The organism is Streptomyces sp. NPDC031418 (assembly GCF_055581605.1).
The window spans coordinates 152,567-172,252 of record NZ_JBVIJC010000009.1 but is presented as its reverse complement, the minus strand read 5'-3'; the positions used below and the strand labels follow the sequence as shown (position 1 = coordinate 172,252).

Here is a 19,686-nt window from a genome sequence, read left to right as displayed (position 1 = left end):
GAAGGCCGTACACGAGGAATCGTGTACGGCCTTCCCGCTGTTCGGTGCGGAGCTGCTCCGGAAGGGGGGTCAGTTGTCCACGAGACGGTCGAACTGCGTGGTGGTGTGCCGCAGGTGGGCCACCAGTTCGTCACCGACCTTCGGCTCCGGCGCGTCCGACGGCACGAACAGGATCGACACCTGCATGTGCGGCGGCTCGGCGAACCAGCGCTGCTTGCCGCCCCAGACGAACGGAGAAAGGTTCCGGTTGACCGTGGCCAGGCCGGCCCGGGCGACGCCCTTGGCGCGCGGCATGACGCCGTGCAGGGCCTTCGGGGCCTCCAGGCCCACCCCGTGCGACGTGCCGCCCGCCACGACCACCAGGAAGCCGTCGGAGGCCGCCTTCTGCTGCCGGTAGCCGAACCGGTCGCCCTTGGAGACACGGGTGACGTCCAGGACGGCGCCGCGGTACTGGGTGGCCTCGTGGTCCCCCAGCCACAGCCGGGTGCCGATCCGGGCGCGGAACCGGGTCTGCGGGAACTGCTGCTGGAGCCGGATGAGTTCGTCCGCCTTGAGGTGGCTGACGAACATCGTGTGCAGCGGCAGCCGGGCCGCGCGCAGCCGGTCCATCCAGCCGATGACCTCCTCGACGGCGTCCGAACCGTCGGTGCGGTCCAGCGGCAGGTGGATCGCGAAACCCTCCAGGCGGACGTTCTCTATGGCCTGGTGCAGCTGCGGCAGCTCCTGCTCGCTGATGCCGTGCCGCTTCATCGAGGACATCACCTCGATGACCACGCGGGCGCCGACAAGGCCGTACACACCGTCGACCGACGACACCGAGCGCACCACCCGGTCGGGCAGCGGCACGGGCTCCTCGCCGCGCCGGTACGGCGTCAGCACCAGCAGGTCGCCACCGTAGAAGTCCTTGATGCGCGCGGCCTCGTAGGTCGTGCCCACGGCGAGGAGGTCCGTCCCGAGCCGGGTGGCCTCCTCCGCCAGCCGTTCGTGTCCGAAGCCGTAGCCGTTGCCCTTGCAGACCGGGACGAGCCCCGGGAACTGCTCCTGCACGTGCTTGTGGTGCGCCCGCCAGCGCGCGGTGTCGACGTAAAGCGTGAGCGCCATGGCCGGACCAGGACCTTTCTCGTGGCTGCGGTGGATCGAAGGGGTGCGAACTGTGAGGCTATGGAATCAAACGGCCGCGGCTCAGCGGCGCGACATGTAGATGTCCAGCGCCTTGTGGAGCAGCTTGTTCAGCGGGAAGTCCCACTCGCCGAGGTACTCGGCGGCCTGCCCGCCCGTGCCGACCTTGAACTGGATCAGGCCGAACAGGTGGTCCGTCTCGTCCAGCGAGTCGGAGATGCCGCGCAGGTCGTACACGGTGGCGCCCATCGCGTAGGCGTCGCGCAGCATCCGCCACTGCATGGCGTTCGACGGCCGGACCTCGCGGCCGATGTTGTCGGAGGCGCCGTAGGAGTACCAGACGTGCCCGCCGACGATCAGCATCGTCGCGGCCGAGAGGTTCACGCCGTTGTGCCGCGCGAAGTACAGCCGCATCCGGTTGGGGTCCTCGGTGTTGAGGGCCGTCCACATGCGCTGGAAGTACGACAGCGGGCGGGGCCGGAAGTGGTCGCGCACGGCCGTGATCTCGTACAGCCGCTGCCACTCGGCGAGGTCCTGGTAGCCGCCCTGGACGACCTCCACGCCGGCCTTCTCGGCCTTCTTGATGTTGCGGCGCCACAGCTGGTTGAAGTTCTTGTGGACCTCTTCCAGGGACCGGTTCGCGAGCGGCACCTGGTAGACGTAGCGCGGCTGGACGTCGCCGAAGCCGGCGCCGCCGTCCTCGCCCTGCTGCCAGCCCATGCGGCGCAGCTTGTCGGCCACCTCGAAGGCGCGCGGCTCGATGAAGTCGGCCTCCAGGTCGCGCAGGCGCTTCACGTCCTGGTCCTGGATGCCCTTCTTGATCGTCTCCGCGTTCCAGCGGCGGATGATCACCGGGGGGCCCATCTTCACGGAGAAGGCGCCCTGCTGCTTGAGGTGGGCCAGCATCGGCTGGATCCAGTCGTCCAGGTTCGGCGCGAACCAGTTGATGACCGGGCCCTCGGGGAGATACGCGAGGTAGCGCTTGATCTTGGGCAGCTGCCGGTAGAGGACCAGGCCCGCGCCGACCATCTCGCCGGTGCGGTCGTCGAACCAGCCGAGGTTCTCCGAGCGCCACTCCGCCTTCACATCAGCCCAGGCCGGAACCTGCATGTGGCTCGCCGACGGCAGGCTCTGGATGTATGCCAGATGCTGCTCGCGACTGATGGTCCTCAGGGTCAGGCTCATTCGGGGCGCTCCTCGGGCTGGTGTGTCCCCATGGGTACAGGGGCTCCGGCTCTCGCGCCGAAGCCTACTGCGCCGTGCGAGCGCCCCGACTGGGGCGTACGGGCCTTGGGGCCGGACGGGTTCAGCCGATGATCCCCCCGAAGAGCCCGCCGTGGGCCATGCCGATCAGGAAACCGACCCCCGAGGCACCGAGACCCAGGATCAGGAAGAAGCGCTCCCGCGTGGTCACCGAGATCCACTGTCCGTACGCGCCGATGCCGATTCCCACCAGGCCGGCCCATGAGGCGATCAGGTGGAGGCCGTGGAAGAAGGACGTGATGAAGGACAGCAGCCCGAGGACGAACGTGGCCGCCGTGAGGCTGTCCTCGAGCGGATGGGGCTTGCCGTCGGTGGCGAAGAGGGAGCCGGCGGTGTTGGGTCGCAATGCCTGGGTCATGGGCACCTCCTGCGGACAGCGGCGCACAGTAGCGCCGCACACACCCGATGTGTACAGAGTGACCGCCCCTGCCGCCGGATTTCAACCGGAAGCGGGTGTGCGGGTAGTCTGTACCGTCTGCACTGGTGTCTGCCCAGACCTGCCCAGGTCACACTGCGGGATCTCCCTGAGGGACCCCCGTTGTCAGTGGCGGCCGATACCGTTGCGTACGCATCACAACCCTCCTGCCACGGAACGACCGTGGCCGCTGAGTCCAAAGGAGGTGGGTTCCACATGCGTCACTACGAGGTGATGGTCATCCTCGACCCCGATCTCGAGGAGCGTGCTGTCTCCCCGCTGATCGAGAACTTCCTGTCTGTCGTCCGTGACGGCGGCGGCAAGGTTGAGAAGGTCGACACCTGGGGCCGTCGTCGTCTCGCCTACGAGATCAAGAAGAAGCCCGAGGGCATCTACTCGGTCATCGACCTTCAGGCCGAGCCTGCGGTCGTCAAGGAGCTCGACCGCCAGATGAACCTGAACGAGTCGGTCCTCCGGACCAAGGTCCTCCGCCCCGAGACCCACTGAGCCTCTCGCTCAGCTGATCTCGGGATTCGAGTAGCACCAAGCAGCCAGCAGCAAACCCGCCGAGAGGTTCCCCCATGGCAGGCGAGACCGTCATCACGGTCATCGGCAATCTTGTCGACGACCCCGAGCTGCGCTTCACCCCTTCCGGTGCGGCGGTCGCGAAGTTTCGCGTCGCGTCCACTCCGCGCACCTTCGACCGTCAGACGAACGAGTGGAAGGACGGCGAGAGCCTGTTCCTGACCTGCTCGGTCTGGCGTCAGGCGGCGGAGAACGTCGCCGAGTCGCTCCAGCGAGGCATGCGCGTCATCGTGCAGGGCCGGCTGAAGCAGCGGTCCTATGAGGACCGTGAGGGCGTCAAGCGCACGGTCTACGAGCTGGACGTCGAGGAAGTCGGCCCCAGCCTGCGCAACGCCACGGCCAAGGTCACCAAGACCGCCGGTGGTGGCGCTCGCGGTGGCCAGGGCGGTTACGGCGGCGGTGGCCAGGGCGGCGGTCAGGGCGGCGGCTGGGGCGGCGGCCCCGGCGGCGGTCAGGGCGGTGCTCCGGCCGACGACCCCTGGGCGACCGGCGCTCCCGCCGGTGGCAACCAGGGCGGCGGCGGCTGGGGCGGCGGCTCCGGCGGCGGTGGCGGCTACTCGGACGAGCCCCCCTTCTAGGCCTTGGATCCGGTCCTGCGGGACCGGCCGGTCGAAGGCGGGCCCACCCCAACTTCTTGATCACACAGGAGAAACACCATGGCGAAGCCGCCTGTGCGCAAGCCGAAGAAGAAGGTCTGCGCGTTCTGCAAGGACAAGGTCACGTACGTGGACTACAAGGACACGAACATGCTGCGGAAGTTCATTTCCGACCGCGGCAAGATCCGTGCCCGCCGCGTGACCGGCAACTGCACCCAGCACCAGCGTGATGTCGCCACGGCTGTGAAGAACAGCCGTGAGATGGCGCTGCTGCCCTACACCTCCACCGCGCGCTAAGGGAAGGGTGACCGACACATGAAGATCATCCTCACCCACGAGGTCACCGGCCTCGGTGCCGCGGGCGACGTCGTGGACGTCAAGGACGGCTACGCTCGCAACTACCTGATCCCGCGGAAGTTCGCTATCCGCTGGACCAAGGGCGGCGAGAAGGACGTCGAGCAGATCCGTCGTGCTCGCAAGATCCACGAGATCCAGACCATCGAGCAGGCCAACCAGGTGAAGGCCCAGCTCGAGGGCGTCAAGGTCCGCCTGGCCGTCCGTGCCGGCGAGGCCGGCCGTCTCTTCGGTTCCGTCACCCAGGCCGACATCGCTTCCGCGATCAAGGCTGCCGGTGGCCCCGAGGTCGACAAGCGCCGCATCGAGGTCGGTTCGCCGATCAAGACCCTGGGCGCCCACGAGACGTCCGTGCGTCTGCACCCCGAGGTTGCCGCCAAGGTCAACATCGAGGTCGTCGCGGCCTGACCGCTGCGCTCGGTCTGAGCAGTGACGACAGGGGCCGCACCCTTCGGGGTGCGGCCCCTGTCGCATGTTTCACGTGAAACGGTCAGCGGGTGGCACCGGTGACGATCCAGCGGCCGGAGCGGCTGCGCAGCCACAGGGTCGCCATGCGGACGACCATCATCAGGGTCATCGCCGCCCAGAGCGCGGTGAGGCCGCCGCCGAGCGCCGGGACGAGCAGGGCCACCGGGGCGAACACCGCCAGGGTGAGGACCATCGCCCAGGCCAGATACGGCCCATCGCCCGCGCCCATCAGAACGCCGTCCAGGACGAACACGATCCCGCAGACGGGCTGCGACAGGGCCACCATCAGAAGCGCGGGCAGCGCCGCCTCCCGGACCGCGGTGTCACTGGTGAACAGCGGGAGGAAGAGCGGCCGGGCGGCCACCACGAGCAGACCGAGGACGACACCGGTGGCGATGCCCCAGTGGACCATGCGCCGACAGGCCTCGCGGGCGCCCAGGGCGTCGTCCGCCCCGAGACAGCGGCCGATGATGGCCTGACCCGCGATCGCTATCGCGTCGAGCGCGAAGGCCAGCAGGCTCCACAGGGACAGGATGATCTGGTGCGCGGCGATGTCCGCGTCTCCGAGGTGCGCCGCGACAGCGGTGGCGATCACGAGGATGGCCCGCAGTGACACGGTGCGGACCAGCAGTGGGACGCCGGCCTGGGCCGATGCCCGGATACCGGCGGCGTCCGGGCGGAGCGAGGCGCCGTGCCGACGTGCCCCCCGCACGACGACCAGCAGATAGATGGCCGCCATGCCGCACTGGGCGATGACCGTGCCCCAGGCCGACCCCGCGATGCCGAGGCCGGCGCCGTAGACGAGGCCCACGTTCAGTCCGGCGTTGGCGATGAAGCCGGCGATGGCGACGTAGAGCGGGGTCCGGGTGTCCTGGAGGCCGCGCAGGACACCGGTGGCGGCCAGGACCATGAGCATGGGCGGAATGCCGAGCGAGGAGATCCGCAGATAGGTCGTGGCGTACGGCGCCGAGGTCGGGGAGGCGCCGAGGAGGCCTACGATGCCGGGGGCCAGTGGCAGGACGACGGCGATGACGGCGGCGCCGAGGAGCAGTGCCAGCCAGATGCCGTCCATGCCCTGACGGAGGGCTGCCCGGAGATCACCGGCGCCGAGGCGGCGGGCCACCGCGGCCGTGGTGGCGTAGGCGAGGAAGACGAAGACGCTCACGGCGGTGGTGAGCAGGGCCGAGGCGACACCGAGGCCGGCGAGCTGAGCGGTCCCGAGGTGGCCGACGATCGCGCTGTCGGCCATGACGAACAGCGGCTCGGCGACGAGGGCTCCGAAGGCAGGAACGGCCAGGGCGACTATTTCTCGGTCGTGCCGTCGCCGGGTGGCCTTGGGTATCGCGGGCGCCTGTGTCATGTGCACCAATCTAATCGTCCACAGGTAAGAGATGCAAAGGGATTGAGACCCTTACTTGAGGTCTCGGGCTGTGTCCTTTCGCGCACCGTTCGAAGCGAGGGTGGGCCGAGTGGGGAAGTTTTTCTTCTGCACAGCCGGTGGACGCTAAAGCCGCAGGTCAGCGTCGTCACCTAGGCGAGATCGAGGGCTTGTTCACAGCACTGTCCACCGGGTCGTGCACAGGTTACGGGCAGTTCTCCACAGCATCCGGGCCGTCGTCCACATGGCCTGTGGATAACCAGATTGGCTGACGGTGCCGACGGGCCTACCGTGGTCCGGCGCCCGCTCCCTTCCCCCGGCCCGGGAAGCACCGCTTCCACGGTCCGGGAACCAGCACAAAACCGACGTGCCACAAGTGGAGTTGGGCATCTCGATTTGTCAGTGTCGTGCCGTACAACTGAGGGCACGGCGAGGTCCGCCGTGCGGACGGGAGGAGGTCGCTCGGTGAGCATTTCCGAGCCCCTGGACGATCCGTGGGCCGACAGCGGACCCAGTGATCGTCTGCCTGCCCGTCGGCGCGCTGACGGCGGCCGGGGTCGTGACGAACAGCATGACCGGGGCCGGGAGAACGGGGACTGGGACTCCGGGGGCTCGTCCTTCGAGCGCGTTCCCCCGCAGGACCTGGACGCGGAACAGTCCGTGCTGGGCGGCATGCTGCTGTCCAAGGACGCGATCGCCGACGTCGTGGAGATCCTCAAGGGCCACGACTTCTACAAGCCCGCGCACGAGACGATCTACCAGGCCATCCTGGACGTCTACGCCAAGGGCGAGCCGGCCGACCCCATCACCATCGCCGCGGAGCTGACCAAGCGCGGTGAGATCAACAAGGTCGGCGGCGCCGCGTATCTGCACACCCTCGTGCAGACCGTGCCGACAGCGGCCAACGCCGAGTACTACGCCGAAATCGTCCACGAGCGCGCCGTGCTGCGCCGTCTGGTCGAAGCCGGCACGCGCATCACGCAGATGGGATACGCGGCCGACGGAGACGTGGACGAGATCGTCAACCGCGCCCAGGCGGAGATCTACGCCGTCACCGAGCAGCGCACCAGCGAGGACTACCTGCCGCTCGGCGACATCATGGAAGGCGCCCTCGACGAGATCGAGGCGATCGGCTCGCGCAGCGGCGAGATGACGGGCGTGCCCACCGGCTTCACCGACTTCGACTCACTGACGAACGGCCTGCACCCGGGACAGATGATCGTCATCGCGGCCCGTCCGGCCATGGGTAAGTCGACCCTCGCACTGGACTTCGCGCGAGCAGCCGCGATCAAGAACAACCTGCCCAGCGTCATCTTCTCCCTCGAAATGGGCCGCAACGAGATCGCGATGCGTCTGCTGTCCGCCGAGGCGCGGGTGGCCCTGCACCACATGCGGTCCGGCACGATGACCGACGAGGACTGGACGCGGCTCGCCCGCCGGATGCCGGACGTCTCGGCCGCCCCCCTCTACATCGACGACTCCCCGAACCTGTCGATGATGGAGATCCGCGCCAAGTGCCGGCGCCTGAAGCAGCGCAACGACCTGAAGCTCGTCGTCATCGACTACCTCCAGCTGATGCAGTCCGGCGGCTCCAAGCGCGCCGAGTCCCGTCAGCAGGAGGTCTCGGACATGTCCCGTAACCTCAAGCTGCTCGCCAAGGAGCTGGAGATCCCGGTCATCGCGCTGTCGCAGCTGAACCGTGGCCCGGAGCAGCGCACCGACAAGAAGCCGATGGTCTCCGACCTGCGTGAGTCCGGCTCCATCGAGCAGGACGCCGACATGGTCATCCTGCTGCACCGTGAGGACGCGTACGAGAAGGAGTCACCGCGCGCGGGCGAGGCCGACCTGATCGTGGCCAAGCACCGTAACGGCCCCACGGCCACCATCACGGTCGCCTTCCAGGGCCACTACTCCCGTTTCGTGGACATGGCCCAGACCTGATCCGCAGGGCGCGGTGGAGCTGCGTCCGGGTGGTGGATTCGACGGTTGTCCCGTCAACCGGTGGACTTGGCCGCATGACGACATCTCAGGAACTGTTGCTGCCGGGTACGCGGCGTGCCCTGCTGCACCGGATCGCCGTCGCCCAGTCCGAAGGGCGGGCGCCCTCGCTGGTCGCCGCGGTGGTGCGGGGCGGACAGGCCGTGTGGCACGGGGCGCGGAGCTCGGTGGACGGCCAGGCTCCGGACGAGGACGTGCAGTACAGGATCGGTTCCATCACCAAGACCTTCACCGCCGTCCTCGTGCTGCGGCTGCGTGACGAGGGGGTGCTCGGCCTCGGGGACCCGCTGGAGCAGCATCTGCCGGGTACCGGTGTGGGGGAGGCGACGATCGCCGAACTCCTCGCACACACCGCCGGTCTGGCGGCCGAGTCGCCCGCGCCGTGGTGGGAGCGGACCCCGGGTTCGCTGCGGCCCGAGCTGAGCGATGTGCTCGGTGAGCAGCCGCTGGTCCATCCGGTGGGTCTTCGGCACCACTACTCCAACACCGGCTACACCCTGCTCGGTGCGCTGGTGGAGAAACTGCGCGGCGCGCCCTGGGAGGAGGTGCTGCGCGGCGAGGTGCTGGAACCGCTCGGCCTGCACCGTACGAGCGCGCAGCCACAGGCTCCGCACGCGGATGGATGGGCCGTGCATCCCTGGGCCGACGCCCTGCTGCCCGAGCCGCTGGAGGATCTCGGCCGGATGGCACCGGCGGGTCAACTGTGGTCGACCACGGGGGACCTGGCGCGGTTCGCCGCCTTCCTGGCTCGGGGGGACGACCGTGTGCTCAGCGCGGCATCGGTCCAGGCGATGCGTACACCGGCGGCGCCGGCCGAGCCGGTGGACCTGATGGACGGGGCCACCTACGGCCTCGGTATGCAGATCCAGCTTCGCGACGGCAGGCTGCTCGTCGGCCACTCGGGCTCGCTGCCGGGCTTTCTGGCGAACCTCACCATCAGCACGGAGGACGATGTCGCCGCGGTGGTGCTCGCCAACTGCACCAGCGGACCGCTGCTCGGGGGCGTGGGAGCCGACCTCGTACGGATCGTCGCCGAGGCGGAACCCCGGATCCCCGAGCCCTGGCGGCCGCTGCGCGTGGTCGATCCGGCGGTTCTGGAACTGGCGGGGCAGTGGTACTGGGGGACCAACGCCTTCGGGCTGCGCGTGACGTCCGACGGTCTGCTCGTGCTGGGCCCGCTGAGCGGTGGTGGCCGGCGCTCCCGTCTGCGAGCGAACGGAGACGGCACCTGGACCGGGCTGGAGGGGTACTGGGCCGGTGAGCTGCTGAGACCGGTACGGCGCTCCGACGGCACGGTGAGCCATTTCGATCTTGGCTCGTTTGTGTTCACTCGGCAGCCGTACGACCCGGAGGCCGCGGTGCCCGGCGGGGTGGACCCGGAGGGGTGGCGGGGGATCGGCTGAGGGATGAGCCGGGGGTGTGTTTCACGTGAAACGCACCCCGCCGTGTGGGCGTCCGGCCCTTCAGAGCTGGAGCTTGAATCCCTCGTGGGAGGCGGTGAACCCGAGCCGCTCGTAGAAGCGGTGGGCGTCGGGGCGGGTCTTGTCCGAGGTCAGCTGCACCATCTGGCAGTTCAGCCGGCGGGCCGTGTCGACCGCCCACTCGATGAGCCGGCTGCCCAGTCCGCTGCCCCGTTCGTCGGCGTGGATGCGCACGGCCTCGATGAGCGCCCGGGTCGCTCCCTTGCGGGAGAGGCCGGGGATGATCGTGAGCTGGAGGGTCCCGATCACCCGGTCTGCGCGCACAGCGACGACGAGGTGCTGGTTCGGGTCCGCCTCCAGGTGCTGCCAGGCGGCCTGGTACGGGGTCAGGTCGCCTGGCGACTCGCGCTGGGCGCCCAGGGGATCGTCGGCGAGCAGCGCGACGATGGCCGGGAGGTCCTCGGCGGTCGCATCGCGTATCTCAAGATCGTCCATGGCCGCAGCCTATGCGGATACGTCGAGGGACTCCACGACGCGTACCAGCGGGGCCAGTTCAGGGTTCTGGGACGCCTGGTCGAGGGCTTCGCGGAGGGCGGCGTCATTGGTGGGCCGGGCCTCCTCCAGCAACCGCAGACCGGACTCGGTCACGTTGGTGTAGATACCGCGCCGGTCGGTGGGGCACAGGTAGCGCTCCAGCAGCCCGCGGTCCTCCAGGCGGGTCACCAGGCGGGTGGTGGCGCTCTGGCTGAGGACGACCGCGTCGGCGACCTGCTTCATCTGTAGATGTCCGCCTTCGCCGTCATGCTGCCGGCTGAGCACGTCCAGCAGGGAGTACTCGCGCACGCTCAGGTCGTGCCGGGCCTGGAGGGCGCGCTCGATGTGCGCCTCGATCCGTCCGTGCAGCGCAGAGAGGGCGCACCAGCCCTGGGCGAGGGCGGTGAGCGCGGGGTCCGTCGCTGTCATGGGTCCTCTTCCTCCGTCCAGGAGCGGCTGTCTCCAGGGTAGGGCACCCCTGCAATAGTCATCGCTTGCAAGTATCCCGCGTCTGCAATTATTGTGGACGCACGCAAAGCGCTCCTGCAATCGTTTGGGAAGGTGTACCCCTCCATGCCTCTCGCGCTTCTGGCCCTCGCGATCGGGGCCTTCGGAATCGGCACGACCGAGTTCGTGATCATGGGTCTGCTGCCCGAGGTCGCGGGTGACTTCGGGGTGTCCATCCCCACGGCGGGCCTGCTCGTCACCGGCTATGCGCTCGGGGTGGTGATCGGCGCTCCGCTGATGACCGTCCTCGGGACGAAGGTGCCGCGCAAGCGGATGCTGATGCTGCTGATGGGCCTCTTCATCGCCGGCAACCTGATCTCGGCGGTGGCCCCGGTCTTCGCGGTGATGCTGATCGGCCGAGTGGTCGCCTCCCTCGCCCACGGAGCCTTCTTCGGCATCGGCTCGGTCGTCGCCGCCGGTCTGGTGGCCCCCGACAAGAAGGCCGGCGCCATCGCCATGATGTTCACCGGACTGACCGTCGCCAACGTCGTCGGCGTCCCGCTGGGCACGCTCATCGGGCAGCACGTCGGCTGGCGCGTCACCTTCGGCATCGTCGCGGCCCTCGGCGTCGTCGGGCTCGCAGGCATCGCGCGGCTGGTACCGGAGCTGCCGCGGCCCGCGGGTGTGCATCTCCGGCATGAACTGGCCGCCTTCAAGAACACCCAGGTTCTGCTCGCCATGGCGATGACGGTCCTTGGCTTCGGCGGTGTGTTCGCCGCCATCACCTACATCGCGCCGATGATGACCCACATCGCCGGTTTCGCCGACGGCTCGGTCACCTGGCTGCTGGTCCTGTTCGGCCTCGGCATGGTCGGCGGCAACCTCGTCGGCGGCAGGTTCGCCGACCGCGCCCTCATGCCGATGCTGTACGTCTCCCTGGGCGCGCTCGCCCTCGTCCTGGCGCTCTTCTCGCTCACGGCCCACAACAAGATCGCGGCCGCCGTGACCATCGCCCTGATCGGCGCACTGGGCTTCGCCACCGTCCCGCCGCTTCAGAAGCGCGTCCTCGACCAGGCGCACGGTGCCCCGACGCTCGCATCGGCCGTGAACATCGGCGCCTTCAACCTCGGCAACGCCCTGTCCGCCTGGCTCGGCGGCCTGGTGATCGCGGCCGGCTACGGCTACACCGCCCCCAACTGGGTCGGCGCCGTGCTCGCCGCGGGCGCCCTGGTCCTCGCCGTCCTGTCCGCGGCCCTGGAACGCCGTGACAGCGCCCGCAGCGCCGTGGTCGCCTCCGGGGCGCCCACCGGGCAGCGGACCCCCGTGCACCGCTGAGCCGCCGCAACACCACCCCTCCACCCCCACCAGCCACGTACCGGGACCGCGGCCCCGGTACGCCGGCGCCCACCCTCAGCACCCCCGAGGAGACATCCCCATGTCCACCACCGCCGTAGCCCCGATCACCGTCGAGGACGCCGAGCTGCTCGTCACCACCGCGCGCCGAGCGGCCGAGGAGGCCGGAGCCACCGTCAGCGTCACTGTCCTCGATGCCGGCGGCCACCTGCTCGCCTTCCGCCGGGACGACCGAGCCGTGCTGATCTCCGGCGAGACCAGCACCCGCAAGGCCTACACCGCGCTCCAGCTGAATGCGCCCACCGCCGACCTGGTCGACGCCGTCCAGCCGGGCGGTCTCTTCCACACCCTGCCCACGGCGCTCGACCGGCCGCTGCTCTTCATCGCAGGCGGTGTCCCTGTCCACCGTGACGGCCGGCTGATCGGCTCGATCGGCGTCGGCGGCGGCACGCCGGAGCAGGACCACGCCTTCGCCACCGCTGCCGTACGCGCAGTCGGCTGAGCACCGGCCCGGACAACGCCACGCCGGCTCCGGCTCTCGAAGCCGGGGCCGGCGTTCGCCGTACCGGGACTCAGCCCGCGGCCACCGTCAGCGGCGCGAAGCGCCGGGTCCAGTCCCCCGGGAGCTCCGCGATGCCGTACGTCATCACCGCGTTGAAGGCCACCGACGCCAGCCCCCGGGCCTTCGCCCAGGTCAGCAGCGACTGGTGGCGTACGTCGATATCGGTGCGCAGCGGGCGGTCCGTCCCTGCCGCAAGCGAGGCGATGAGAGCCTTCGCGACTTCTGTGTCACGGGCGATCAGCGGGCCGACGACATGGGTGTGCATATTGGGCCACACGGCGCCGTAGCCGATGATCCGGCCGTTCTCCTCGGCCACCCGCAGCTGGTCGGCGAAGGCAGGCAGCCGGGTGATGAGAGGGGTTCGATCGACGCCGAACACCTCCTCGTCGAGCCGCAGGACCGAGGGAAGATCCTCGGCGGTCGCGGGGCGTGTCATGACGGCCGGTTCGGCTCCGCCGGGGACGAAGCGGCCCATCAGCATCTCCGCCCGGCCCGTCTGCTTGAAGCCCAGCTCCTCGTAGAGAGGCTGACCGTTCGGCGTGGCGTGCAGGGTGAGCGGGGTGGTCCCCATCGACTCCAGGACGTGTCCCATCAGACGGCGTCCGACGCCCTGACGGGCATGCCGCTCGGCCACCAGCACCATGCCGATGGCGCCGAGGTCGGTGCGCTCCCATGAGCCGTACTCCGTGACGACGCAGGCGGCGACGAGACCACCCTCGGGGTCATCGATGCCGTAGCCCTTTCCGGCCGTGAGGAGGAAGCCCCACTTGTGTTCCTCGCGTGGCCACCCCCGATCTTCGGACAGGTCGGCGCAGGCGGCGCGATCGCGAAGGGTCAGACGTCGGATGGGCAGTGCGGCGAGGGAAGGAGTTGGCACGCACGTCAGGCTGACCGACCAGCACCCCTGGCGTCCACCCGTTTCGATACAGACACACGTGCTTTTGGTCATGCCGTCGCCGCGTGGACAGCTCGGAGTGTTTCACGTGAAACATCGGCAGGCGTTTAGCCTCGGGCCATGGCGAGACTGCATCTGTTCGATCTGGACGGCACGTTGCTGCACGGCACCACCGCACCACTGGAGATTTCCCGGCAGTTGGGCCGGGAGGCGGAGACGGTCGCGTTGGAGCGGGCGATCTCGCAAGGGCGGATCGGTCCGCCCGAGTACGCCCTGCGCGTGTACGAGCTGTGGGCCGAGCTGACCGAGGCGCATGTCAGCGCCGCGTTCCAGGGGGCGCCCTGGCTTGCCCGGATCCGAGAGGTCTGGGCCGATATCCGGCGAGTGGGCGACTACTGCGCCGTGGTGTCTCTCTCGCCCTCCTTCTTCGTGGAGCGGCTGCTCGGCTGGGGTGCGCATGCGGCCCATGGGTCCCGTTTCCCGGCCGTACCGTTCGCCGAGCCGGTCGATCCGGCAGGGGTGATGAGCGCTGCGGCCAAGGTGACCATCGCGGACCGGCTCTGCGCGGAGTTCGGCGTGGCACGCGCGGACTGTGTGGCGTACGGCGACTCGTCGTCGGACAAGGAACTGTTCGCTGTCGTCCCGGTCTCCGTCGCGGTCAACGCGGACGCGCACCTGGCCGGCCTCGCGACCCACTCCTACTCCGGCCGGGATCTGTGGGACGCCTATGAACTGGTCGGCGCCGCGGGGTGAGCGAAGGCAGGGCCGGAGGGGCTGCCGCCCGCCGGTCGTCGGCCGAGCGCATTCCGTCGCCCTGGAAGAAGCCTCCCTATCCCAGGTCGGGTGCGTGCATGGCCCGTACCCCCTCGATGTTGCCGTCCAGGTAGTGGCGCAGCGACAGGGGGACGAGATGGACGGAGGCGATGCCGACGCGGGTGAACGGGACGCGGACGATCTCGTACTCGCCGGCCGGTTCCTCCACCTCGGGTCCATGACGCAGGGACGGGTCCATGGACTCCAGCCGGCAGACGAAGAAGTGCTGCACCTTCACGCCGGTCGCGCCGCCGTCCTCACCGATGTGCTCCACGGTGTCCACGAAACACGGGACCACGTCGGAGATCTTGGCGCCCAGCTCCTCGTACACCTCTCGGTGCAGGGCGTCCACGACGGTCGGGTCCCGGGATTCGACCCCGCCACCGGGGGTGACCCAGTAGGGATCGACGCCGGGCTTGGTTCGTTTGATCAGGATCAGGTCGTCACCGTCCAGAAGAACGGCACGGGCGGTGCGCTTGACCACGGGTCGGACGGTCATGGGAGAAATGTGGCCCGGCTGGTTCCACGTGAAACATCGCAAAGCGCCACCGTCCGAGCGCACCGCGTGCACCCGGAGTACCGATGTCAACACCAGCCCGCGGCCGCCCGCAGCAGCCACTCGTGGGCGCGCGCGATCTGCGGCATGGCCAGTGTGCCGGTACGCACCACCAGGAAGTAGGTGCGCAGCGGCGGCACCGCCGGTTCGTGCAGGGCGGCGATCGTGCCGTGGGCGAGGGCCGGACCGCACAGATAGCGGGGCAGCACCGCAAGGCCGGCACCTGCGGTCGCACAGGCGAGGACCGCCCATAGATCGGGGACGATGACCGTGCCCGAGGAGGCCGGGCGGGAGTCGAAGACGGAGGCCCAGTAGCGCGAGACGAAGGGCAGGGACTCGTGGACCTCGACGACGGGCAGATGCTCCAGCGCCGGTGCGCCCTTCAGCCGCAGCGCGTCCGGGTCGATCCGCTCGGCCCAGCGTGGGGCGGCGACCAGCACATGCTCCTCGTCGCAGAGCGCGGTGGCGGTGAGCAGGGCGCCCCGCGGTCGGGCCGTGGTGATGGCCAGGTCGTGATGCCCGGCGGCCAGGCCCTCCAGAGTTTCCTCAGCGGTGCCGAAGGAGGCTCGCAGCGCGAAACCCTGGCTGTCCTCGCCGGTCAGCTCCGTGAGGGCGGGTAGGGCACGCTCGGCGATGAACTCCGGCGGGCCGGCGAGATGCAGCGTCCGTAACGAGGACTCGTCGTCCAGGCCGCTTTCCGCTATCTCCACCAGGGCGTCCAGATGGGGCGCGGCCTTGTGCGCGAGTTCGTCACCGATGGTCGTCGGGGTCACTCCGCGCGCCTGGCGGAGGAAGAGCGGCTTGCCCAGCTGGTGTTCCAGGGAGCGGATCTGCGCGGTGACGGCGGGCTGGGACAGCCCGAGCAGGGCTGCGGCACGCGTGAAGGACCCGGCCCGGTGCACGGTGACGAACGTGCGCAGCAAGGCCAGATCCATGGCATGCCTCCCTGTCCCTGCCCTCCTCCGTCCAGGCAGGCATCAACTATAAATATGTCGATACGTCCCTGTCGCTAGCGTGATTGGACACTGACACTGAGTCAACTAGCCTTGGTCGCGCGGTTCTTCGCACACAGAACCGACGACGGTCCGAGCCACGAGGGGGGAGGTTCGGACCGTCGGTGCGTCCTTGGCACCCGCGCTCATGCCGCCGATTCGTCCAGGGCGCGCAGGAGGTCGGCGATCAGGTCCTCGGGGTCTTCGGCGCCGACGGACATGCGGATGAAGCCCTCCGGGACCGGGTCCCCGCCCCAGCGGCCGCGCCGCTCGGCCGTGGAGCGCACTCCGCCGAAGCTCGTCGCGTCCTCCACCAGGCGCAGCGAGGCGAGAAAACGCTCGGCACGCGCGCGCGTGGGCAAGGTGAACGAGACGACGCAGCCGAAGCGGCGCATCTGCTGAGCCGCGATCGTGTGCGCGGGGTCGTCGGGCAGCCCCGGATAGCGCAGACCGGACACCTCGGGCCGCTGCCGCAGGGCCCGGGCGACGGCCAGGGCGGTGGCGTTCTGGCGGTCGACGCGCAACTGGAGCGTGGCGAGGGACCGGTGGGCGAGCCAGGCCTCCATCGGGCCGGAGATCGCCCCGACGATCTTGCGCCAGCGGCGTACGGCCGCCATCGCATCGGCGTCGCGGCCGCTGACGTAGCCCAGCAGCAGGTCTCCATGGCCGGTGAGCTGCTTGGTGCCGCTGGCCACGGAGAAGTCGGCGCCCAGCTCCAGCGGGCGCTGGCCGAGCGGGGTGGCGAGGGTGTTGTCGACGGCGACCAGGGCGCCGCGCGCGTGGGCCGCCGCCACCAGGCGACGGATGTCGCACACGTCGAGACCTGGGTTCGCCGGCGACTCGATCCACAGCAGCCGGGCGCCGTCGAGCAGCTCCAGCTGTGCGTCACCGACGGTCGGCGCGGTGCGCACCTCGATGCCGTAGGCCGCCAGCTGGGCGCCGACCAGCGGCAGCACCTGGTAGCCGTCGGAGGGCAGGACGACCGCGTCCCCGGCGCGCAGCTGGGAGAACAGCACGGCGGAGATCGCGGCCATGCCGGAGGCGAACACCAGCGTCTCGACGCCATCGCGACCAGGTGCCTCCAGCTCCCCGATCGCGCGCTCCAGATGCGTCCAGGTCGGGTTGTCGTCCCGGGCGTAGGCGTACGGTCCCGACACCTCGCCCGGCAGGTGGTAGTGCGCGGCGAACACGGGTCCGGGCAGGGACGGCTCGTTCTTGACCGGCTCGGGCAGACCGGCCCGTACCGCGCGCGTGCCCTCGCCGGGCCGGCCGTCGTCGTGGGTGGCGTCGGTCATGCGGCCTGTCCCTCCAGCTGCTCCCGTACGGCGCTGAGCAGGCCGGTGCTCGCGGCCTCGACCATGGCGAGGCACTCCTCGAAGCCGTCCCGGCCTCCGTAGTACGGGTCGGGTACGTCGAGGTCGTCGCCGGCGGCGGGGTCGTACGAGCGCAGGAGGCGGATCTTGCGGGCGGCCTCCTGCGTGGGCGCGAGGCGGCGCAGGGCCTTGAGGTGGCTGGTGTCCAGGGCGATGACGAGATCGAGGCGGGCGAACCACGAGGGCTGGAACTGGCGCGCGACGTGCTCGGTGCCGTACCCGTTCTCGTCGAGGACCGAAACGGTACGCGGATCGGCGGCCTCACCCTCGTGCCAGCCACCGGTACCGGCGCTGTCCACCACCACGAGGTCCTCGAGCCCGGCCTCCGCCACGCGCGCGCGGAAGACGGATTCGGCCATCGGGGAACGGCAGATGTTGCCGGTGCACACGAAGCAGACGCGGTAGCTCATGGCGGGCTCAGTCCTCGTCCGGGAGGATCATGTGCAGGGCCCAGGAGACGACCGAGATGATCAGGCCGCCGACCACGGCCGTCCAGAAGCCCTCGACATGGAAGCTCAGCTGGAGCTTGTCGCACACCCAGGAGGTCAGCAGCAGCATCAGCGCGTTGACGACCAGGGTGATCAGCCCGAGGGTCAGGATGAACAACGGGAAGGTGAGTACCTTCAGGATCGGCTTGACCAGGGAGTTCACCAAGCCGAAGATCAGCGCGACCACGATCAGGGTGCCGGCCTTCTTGGCCGTGTTGTCACCGGTGAGGGTGATCTTGTCGAGCAGCCACACGGCGACCGCGAGGGCGCCCGCGTTGGCGATCGTCTTGACTACGAAATTCTTCATGTGTCTGATCGTGGCAGACCAGGTCGGTGATGAGCAGTGAGAGTAGGGCGGCAACGGCGATGAGGGCATTCCGGCTGGACGAACTGGAGGCGGAGCGCGCCGCCCATGAGGGTGCCTACCTTCAGTTCCTGCGGGAGCGGAACATGTCGGTCGGCCTGTACGCCCTGAACGCGGGCGAGCACGACCCCCAGAAACCGCACAACCAGGACGAAGTGTACGTCGTCGTCAGCGGCCGCGCCTCGATCACCGTCGGCCTGGAGACGACCGAGGTGGCCCGGGGCAGCGTGGTCTACGTGCCCGCCGGCGTCGCGCACAAGTTCCACCACATCAGCGAGGATCTGAGGGTTCTCGTTGTCTTCTCTCCGCCCGAGGCGTGACTCCGGCCTCGGGGTTCCCTAGGGGACGGGTCAGGGGAGGACGGGGGTCACGAGGCCCCCGCAGCACCCCTTCGCGGTCCTAGCATCGAGTGCAGAACGCAGAAACCAGACAACGCACGAGACGAAAAGGACGAGGGCGATGCGAGAGATCTTCGCGGGACTTCCGTGGTGGGTGAAGTGGGTCGCGGTGCCGGTCATCGCCCTGATGGTGTTCGGCGGCCTGATTCTGTCGGTGCTCGGCTTCGTGATCAGCCTGCTGTTCAAGGCACTGGTCTTCGTCGCGCTGGTCGGCGGACTCATCTACATCGTGCGCAAGTTCATGTCCAACTCCTCGTCGCGCAGCGACTGGTGAGCGAAGCGGGAGCCGGTGACCCTCAGGAGGATCGCCGGTTCCCTCGGCCGAGGGAAGTTTCCCCGCGAGGCGGTCTGCACCCGCCGCCAGGCGGTTAGAGTCCGGAACTCCCCGCGGGATCCGGCCCCGTGGGCAGCGCAGCCCCCTCCGTGCGCCTTCCCGCACGGCTGCCCCCCTCGCGCTCCGGGAGTGACCCTTGGCCACGGTTGACGTCGCATCGGCAACAGCCCCAGCACCGCCCCCTTCCTCGGCCGCTGCCACCCTCATCGGGTCCGTCCAGCGCGCCCTGCGCCTGCTGGAGACCGTCGCCGTCCATGACCAGGGCGTGCCTGCCAAACGGCTCGCCCGGGAGACGGGGCTGGCGCTGCCCACGACCTACCACCTGCTGCGCACGCTGGTGCACGAGGGCTATCTGCGCCGTGACAAGGGCCTGTTCTTCCTCGGCGACGCGGTCGAACGGCTGAGCGGCAGCGCGGCCCGGCAGAAACGTCGCAGCACTGTCGCCGACACTCTTGCGCACTGGCGCGATTCCATCGGTGTCCCGGTCTACTACGCCATGTACCGGGACGGCGAGATCGAGGTCATGTGCGTCTCCGACTCGCGTGCCGCCCCCGCGGTCGAGGAGTGGGCCGACTTCCGTTCGACCGGCCACGCGCACGCCATCGGGCAGTGCCTGCTCTCACAGCTGGACGAGGAGGCGCGGCGCGACCATCTCGCCCGCTATCCCGTGCAGGCCGTCACCCCGTACACGGTGCAGGACGACGAGACCCTGCTGCGGCGGCTGGCCCGGATGCCCCGCACGGAGCCCGTGGTGGAGCGCCAGGAGTACGCGCTGGGCACGGTCTGCGCGGCGATCCCGATCTCGGTCGGCACCATGGCGGCCACCATGGCCATCTCGCTCCCCCTCCACCAGGCCGACCGCCTGCTGCCCGCCGCCCGTCTGCTCCAGGCGGAGATCGGGCGTCATCTGGGGTCGCTCGCCCTCTCTATCAGTATCTGAAAACTTACTCCTTGTGATCTGCCGTGTACGTTCAGCAAGA

General features: G+C 69.5%; 24 protein-coding genes. 12 read left to right on the top strand and 12 right to left on the bottom strand.

Annotated elements, in window-relative coordinates; translation table 11 throughout:
• Positions 1–69: 69 nt before the first annotated feature.
• The 3 genes from ACZ5CZ_RS15225 to ACZ5CZ_RS15215 all read right to left on the bottom strand — a co-directional run bounded on the left by ACZ5CZ_RS15225 (position 70) and on the right by ACZ5CZ_RS15215 (position 2,740).
• Positions 70–1,101 carry an alanine racemase gene (locus tag ACZ5CZ_RS15225; protein ID WP_385841535.1) on the bottom strand — a complete coding sequence of 344 codons (1,032 nt, stop codon included), beginning with the start codon at positions 1,099–1,101 and terminating at the stop codon, positions 70–72.
• Between the two features lie 81 nt (positions 1,102–1,182).
• Positions 1,183–2,304, bottom strand: a complete 1,122-nt coding sequence (gene femX / locus ACZ5CZ_RS15220) for a peptidoglycan bridge formation glycyltransferase FemX (protein WP_385841533.1) — start codon at positions 2,302–2,304, stop codon at positions 1,183–1,185.
• Between the two features lie 121 nt (positions 2,305–2,425).
• Complete coding sequence (locus ACZ5CZ_RS15215) at positions 2,426–2,740, bottom strand: hypothetical protein (RefSeq protein WP_385841532.1); 315 nt, start codon at positions 2,738–2,740, stop codon at positions 2,426–2,428.
• Between the two features lie 273 nt (positions 2,741–3,013).
• Between ACZ5CZ_RS15215 and rpsF the strand changes: the two genes are divergently transcribed.
• The 4 genes from rpsF to rplI all read left to right on the top strand — a co-directional run bounded on the left by rpsF (position 3,014) and on the right by rplI (position 4,740).
• Positions 3,014–3,304, top strand: a complete 291-nt coding sequence (gene rpsF, locus ACZ5CZ_RS15210; RefSeq protein WP_014673750.1) for a 30S ribosomal protein S6 — start codon at positions 3,014–3,016, stop codon at positions 3,302–3,304.
• A gap of 74 nt (positions 3,305–3,378) precedes the next feature.
• Positions 3,379–3,960: a single-stranded DNA-binding protein gene (locus tag ACZ5CZ_RS15205; RefSeq protein ID WP_385841530.1), complete on the top strand. Its 582-nt coding sequence runs from the start codon at positions 3,379–3,381 to the stop codon at positions 3,958–3,960.
• Positions 3,961–4,038: 78 nt separating this feature from the next.
• On the top strand, positions 4,039–4,275 hold the full coding sequence (rpsR, locus tag ACZ5CZ_RS15200; RefSeq protein ID WP_003949403.1) for a 30S ribosomal protein S18: 237 nt from the start codon (positions 4,039–4,041) through the stop codon (positions 4,273–4,275).
• A gap of 18 nt (positions 4,276–4,293) precedes the next feature.
• Positions 4,294–4,740 (top strand): 50S ribosomal protein L9, encoded by a 447-nt coding sequence (gene rplI / locus ACZ5CZ_RS15195; protein WP_385841529.1) that lies wholly within the window; start codon positions 4,294–4,296, stop codon positions 4,738–4,740.
• An 82-nt stretch (positions 4,741–4,822) separates the two neighbouring features.
• On the opposite strand, the gene ACZ5CZ_RS15190 is transcribed toward rplI, so the two are convergent.
• Positions 4,823–6,160 (bottom strand): MATE family efflux transporter, encoded by a 1,338-nt coding sequence (locus ACZ5CZ_RS15190; RefSeq protein WP_468942888.1) that lies wholly within the window; start codon positions 6,158–6,160, stop codon positions 4,823–4,825.
• A 483-nt stretch (positions 6,161–6,643) separates the two neighbouring features.
• On the opposite strand from ACZ5CZ_RS15190, the gene dnaB reads away from it, so the two are divergent.
• Together dnaB and ACZ5CZ_RS15180 are read left to right on the top strand one after the other, a co-directional pair.
• The gene (gene dnaB / locus ACZ5CZ_RS15185) at positions 6,644–8,119 is read left to right on the top strand and encodes a replicative DNA helicase (protein WP_385841527.1); all 1,476 of its coding nucleotides are present in this window, start codon (positions 6,644–6,646) and stop codon (positions 8,117–8,119) included.
• 74 nt (positions 8,120–8,193) lie between these two features.
• Positions 8,194–9,579: a serine hydrolase domain-containing protein gene (locus tag ACZ5CZ_RS15180; protein ID WP_385841525.1), complete on the top strand. Its 1,386-nt coding sequence runs from the start codon at positions 8,194–8,196 to the stop codon at positions 9,577–9,579.
• A 60-nt stretch (positions 9,580–9,639) separates the two neighbouring features.
• Here ACZ5CZ_RS15180 and ACZ5CZ_RS15175 read toward each other — a convergent pair whose 3' ends face one another.
• Positions 9,640–10,092, bottom strand: a complete 453-nt coding sequence (locus ACZ5CZ_RS15175; protein WP_468942884.1) for a GNAT family N-acetyltransferase — start codon at positions 10,090–10,092, stop codon at positions 9,640–9,642.
• Between the two features lie 9 nt (positions 10,093–10,101).
• Positions 10,102–10,560 carry a MarR family winged helix-turn-helix transcriptional regulator gene (locus tag ACZ5CZ_RS15170; protein ID WP_468942881.1) on the bottom strand — a complete coding sequence of 153 codons (459 nt, stop codon included), beginning with the start codon at positions 10,558–10,560 and terminating at the stop codon, positions 10,102–10,104.
• Positions 10,561–10,704: 144 nt separating this feature from the next.
• Between ACZ5CZ_RS15170 and ACZ5CZ_RS15165 the strand changes: the two genes are divergently transcribed.
• Together ACZ5CZ_RS15165 and ACZ5CZ_RS15160 are read left to right on the top strand one after the other, a co-directional pair.
• Complete coding sequence (locus ACZ5CZ_RS15165) at positions 10,705–11,913, top strand: MFS transporter (RefSeq protein WP_468942878.1); 1,209 nt, start codon at positions 10,705–10,707, stop codon at positions 11,911–11,913.
• A gap of 100 nt (positions 11,914–12,013) precedes the next feature.
• Positions 12,014–12,433 (top strand): GlcG/HbpS family heme-binding protein, encoded by a 420-nt coding sequence (locus ACZ5CZ_RS15160; protein ID WP_468942875.1) that lies wholly within the window; start codon positions 12,014–12,016, stop codon positions 12,431–12,433.
• A 70-nt stretch (positions 12,434–12,503) separates the two neighbouring features.
• On the opposite strand, the gene ACZ5CZ_RS15155 is transcribed toward ACZ5CZ_RS15160, so the two are convergent.
• The gene (locus ACZ5CZ_RS15155) at positions 12,504–13,370 is read right to left on the bottom strand and encodes a GNAT family N-acetyltransferase (protein ID WP_468942872.1); all 867 of its coding nucleotides are present in this window, start codon (positions 13,368–13,370) and stop codon (positions 12,504–12,506) included.
• A 138-nt stretch (positions 13,371–13,508) separates the two neighbouring features.
• Between ACZ5CZ_RS15155 and ACZ5CZ_RS15150 the strand changes: the two genes are divergently transcribed.
• Positions 13,509–14,141, top strand: coding sequence for an HAD family hydrolase (locus ACZ5CZ_RS15150; protein ID WP_385841518.1), 633 nt, complete (start codon positions 13,509–13,511; stop codon positions 14,139–14,141).
• A gap of 76 nt (positions 14,142–14,217) precedes the next feature.
• On the opposite strand, the gene ACZ5CZ_RS15145 is transcribed toward ACZ5CZ_RS15150, so the two are convergent.
• The 5 genes from ACZ5CZ_RS15145 to ACZ5CZ_RS15125 all read right to left on the bottom strand — a co-directional run bounded on the left by ACZ5CZ_RS15145 (position 14,218) and on the right by ACZ5CZ_RS15125 (position 17,917).
• Positions 14,218–14,700: an NUDIX domain-containing protein gene (locus tag ACZ5CZ_RS15145; protein WP_385841517.1), complete on the bottom strand. Its 483-nt coding sequence runs from the start codon at positions 14,698–14,700 to the stop codon at positions 14,218–14,220.
• An 86-nt stretch (positions 14,701–14,786) separates the two neighbouring features.
• Positions 14,787–15,692 (bottom strand): LysR family transcriptional regulator, encoded by a 906-nt coding sequence (locus tag ACZ5CZ_RS15140; protein WP_468942868.1) that lies wholly within the window; start codon positions 15,690–15,692, stop codon positions 14,787–14,789.
• Between the two features lie 203 nt (positions 15,693–15,895).
• Complete coding sequence (locus tag ACZ5CZ_RS15135; RefSeq protein ID WP_468942865.1) at positions 15,896–17,044, bottom strand: cystathionine gamma-lyase; 1,149 nt, start codon at positions 17,042–17,044, stop codon at positions 15,896–15,898.
• The gene (locus tag ACZ5CZ_RS15130; protein ID WP_385841514.1) at positions 17,041–17,532 is read right to left on the bottom strand and encodes a low molecular weight protein-tyrosine-phosphatase; all 492 of its coding nucleotides are present in this window, start codon (positions 17,530–17,532) and stop codon (positions 17,041–17,043) included. The genes ACZ5CZ_RS15135 and ACZ5CZ_RS15130 overlap by 4 nt, the downstream gene beginning before the upstream one ends.
• 7 nt (positions 17,533–17,539) lie before the next feature.
• Entirely contained in the window at positions 17,540–17,917 is a 378-nt protein-coding gene (locus ACZ5CZ_RS15125; protein WP_468942860.1) for a phage holin family protein, read from the bottom strand.
• A 59-nt stretch (positions 17,918–17,976) separates the two neighbouring features.
• Between ACZ5CZ_RS15125 and ACZ5CZ_RS15120 the strand changes: the two genes are divergently transcribed.
• From ACZ5CZ_RS15120 to ACZ5CZ_RS15110, 3 genes are all read left to right on the top strand, one after another.
• Positions 17,977–18,294, top strand: a complete 318-nt coding sequence (locus ACZ5CZ_RS15120) for a cupin domain-containing protein (protein ID WP_385841511.1) — start codon at positions 17,977–17,979, stop codon at positions 18,292–18,294.
• A gap of 139 nt (positions 18,295–18,433) precedes the next feature.
• Positions 18,434–18,646 (top strand): DUF5326 family protein, encoded by a 213-nt coding sequence (locus ACZ5CZ_RS15115; RefSeq protein WP_385841510.1) that lies wholly within the window; start codon positions 18,434–18,436, stop codon positions 18,644–18,646.
• Between the two features lie 265 nt (positions 18,647–18,911).
• Positions 18,912–19,646 (top strand): IclR family transcriptional regulator, encoded by a 735-nt coding sequence (locus ACZ5CZ_RS15110; protein WP_468943112.1) that lies wholly within the window; start codon positions 18,912–18,914, stop codon positions 19,644–19,646.
• Positions 19,647–19,686: the final 40 nt, after the last annotated feature.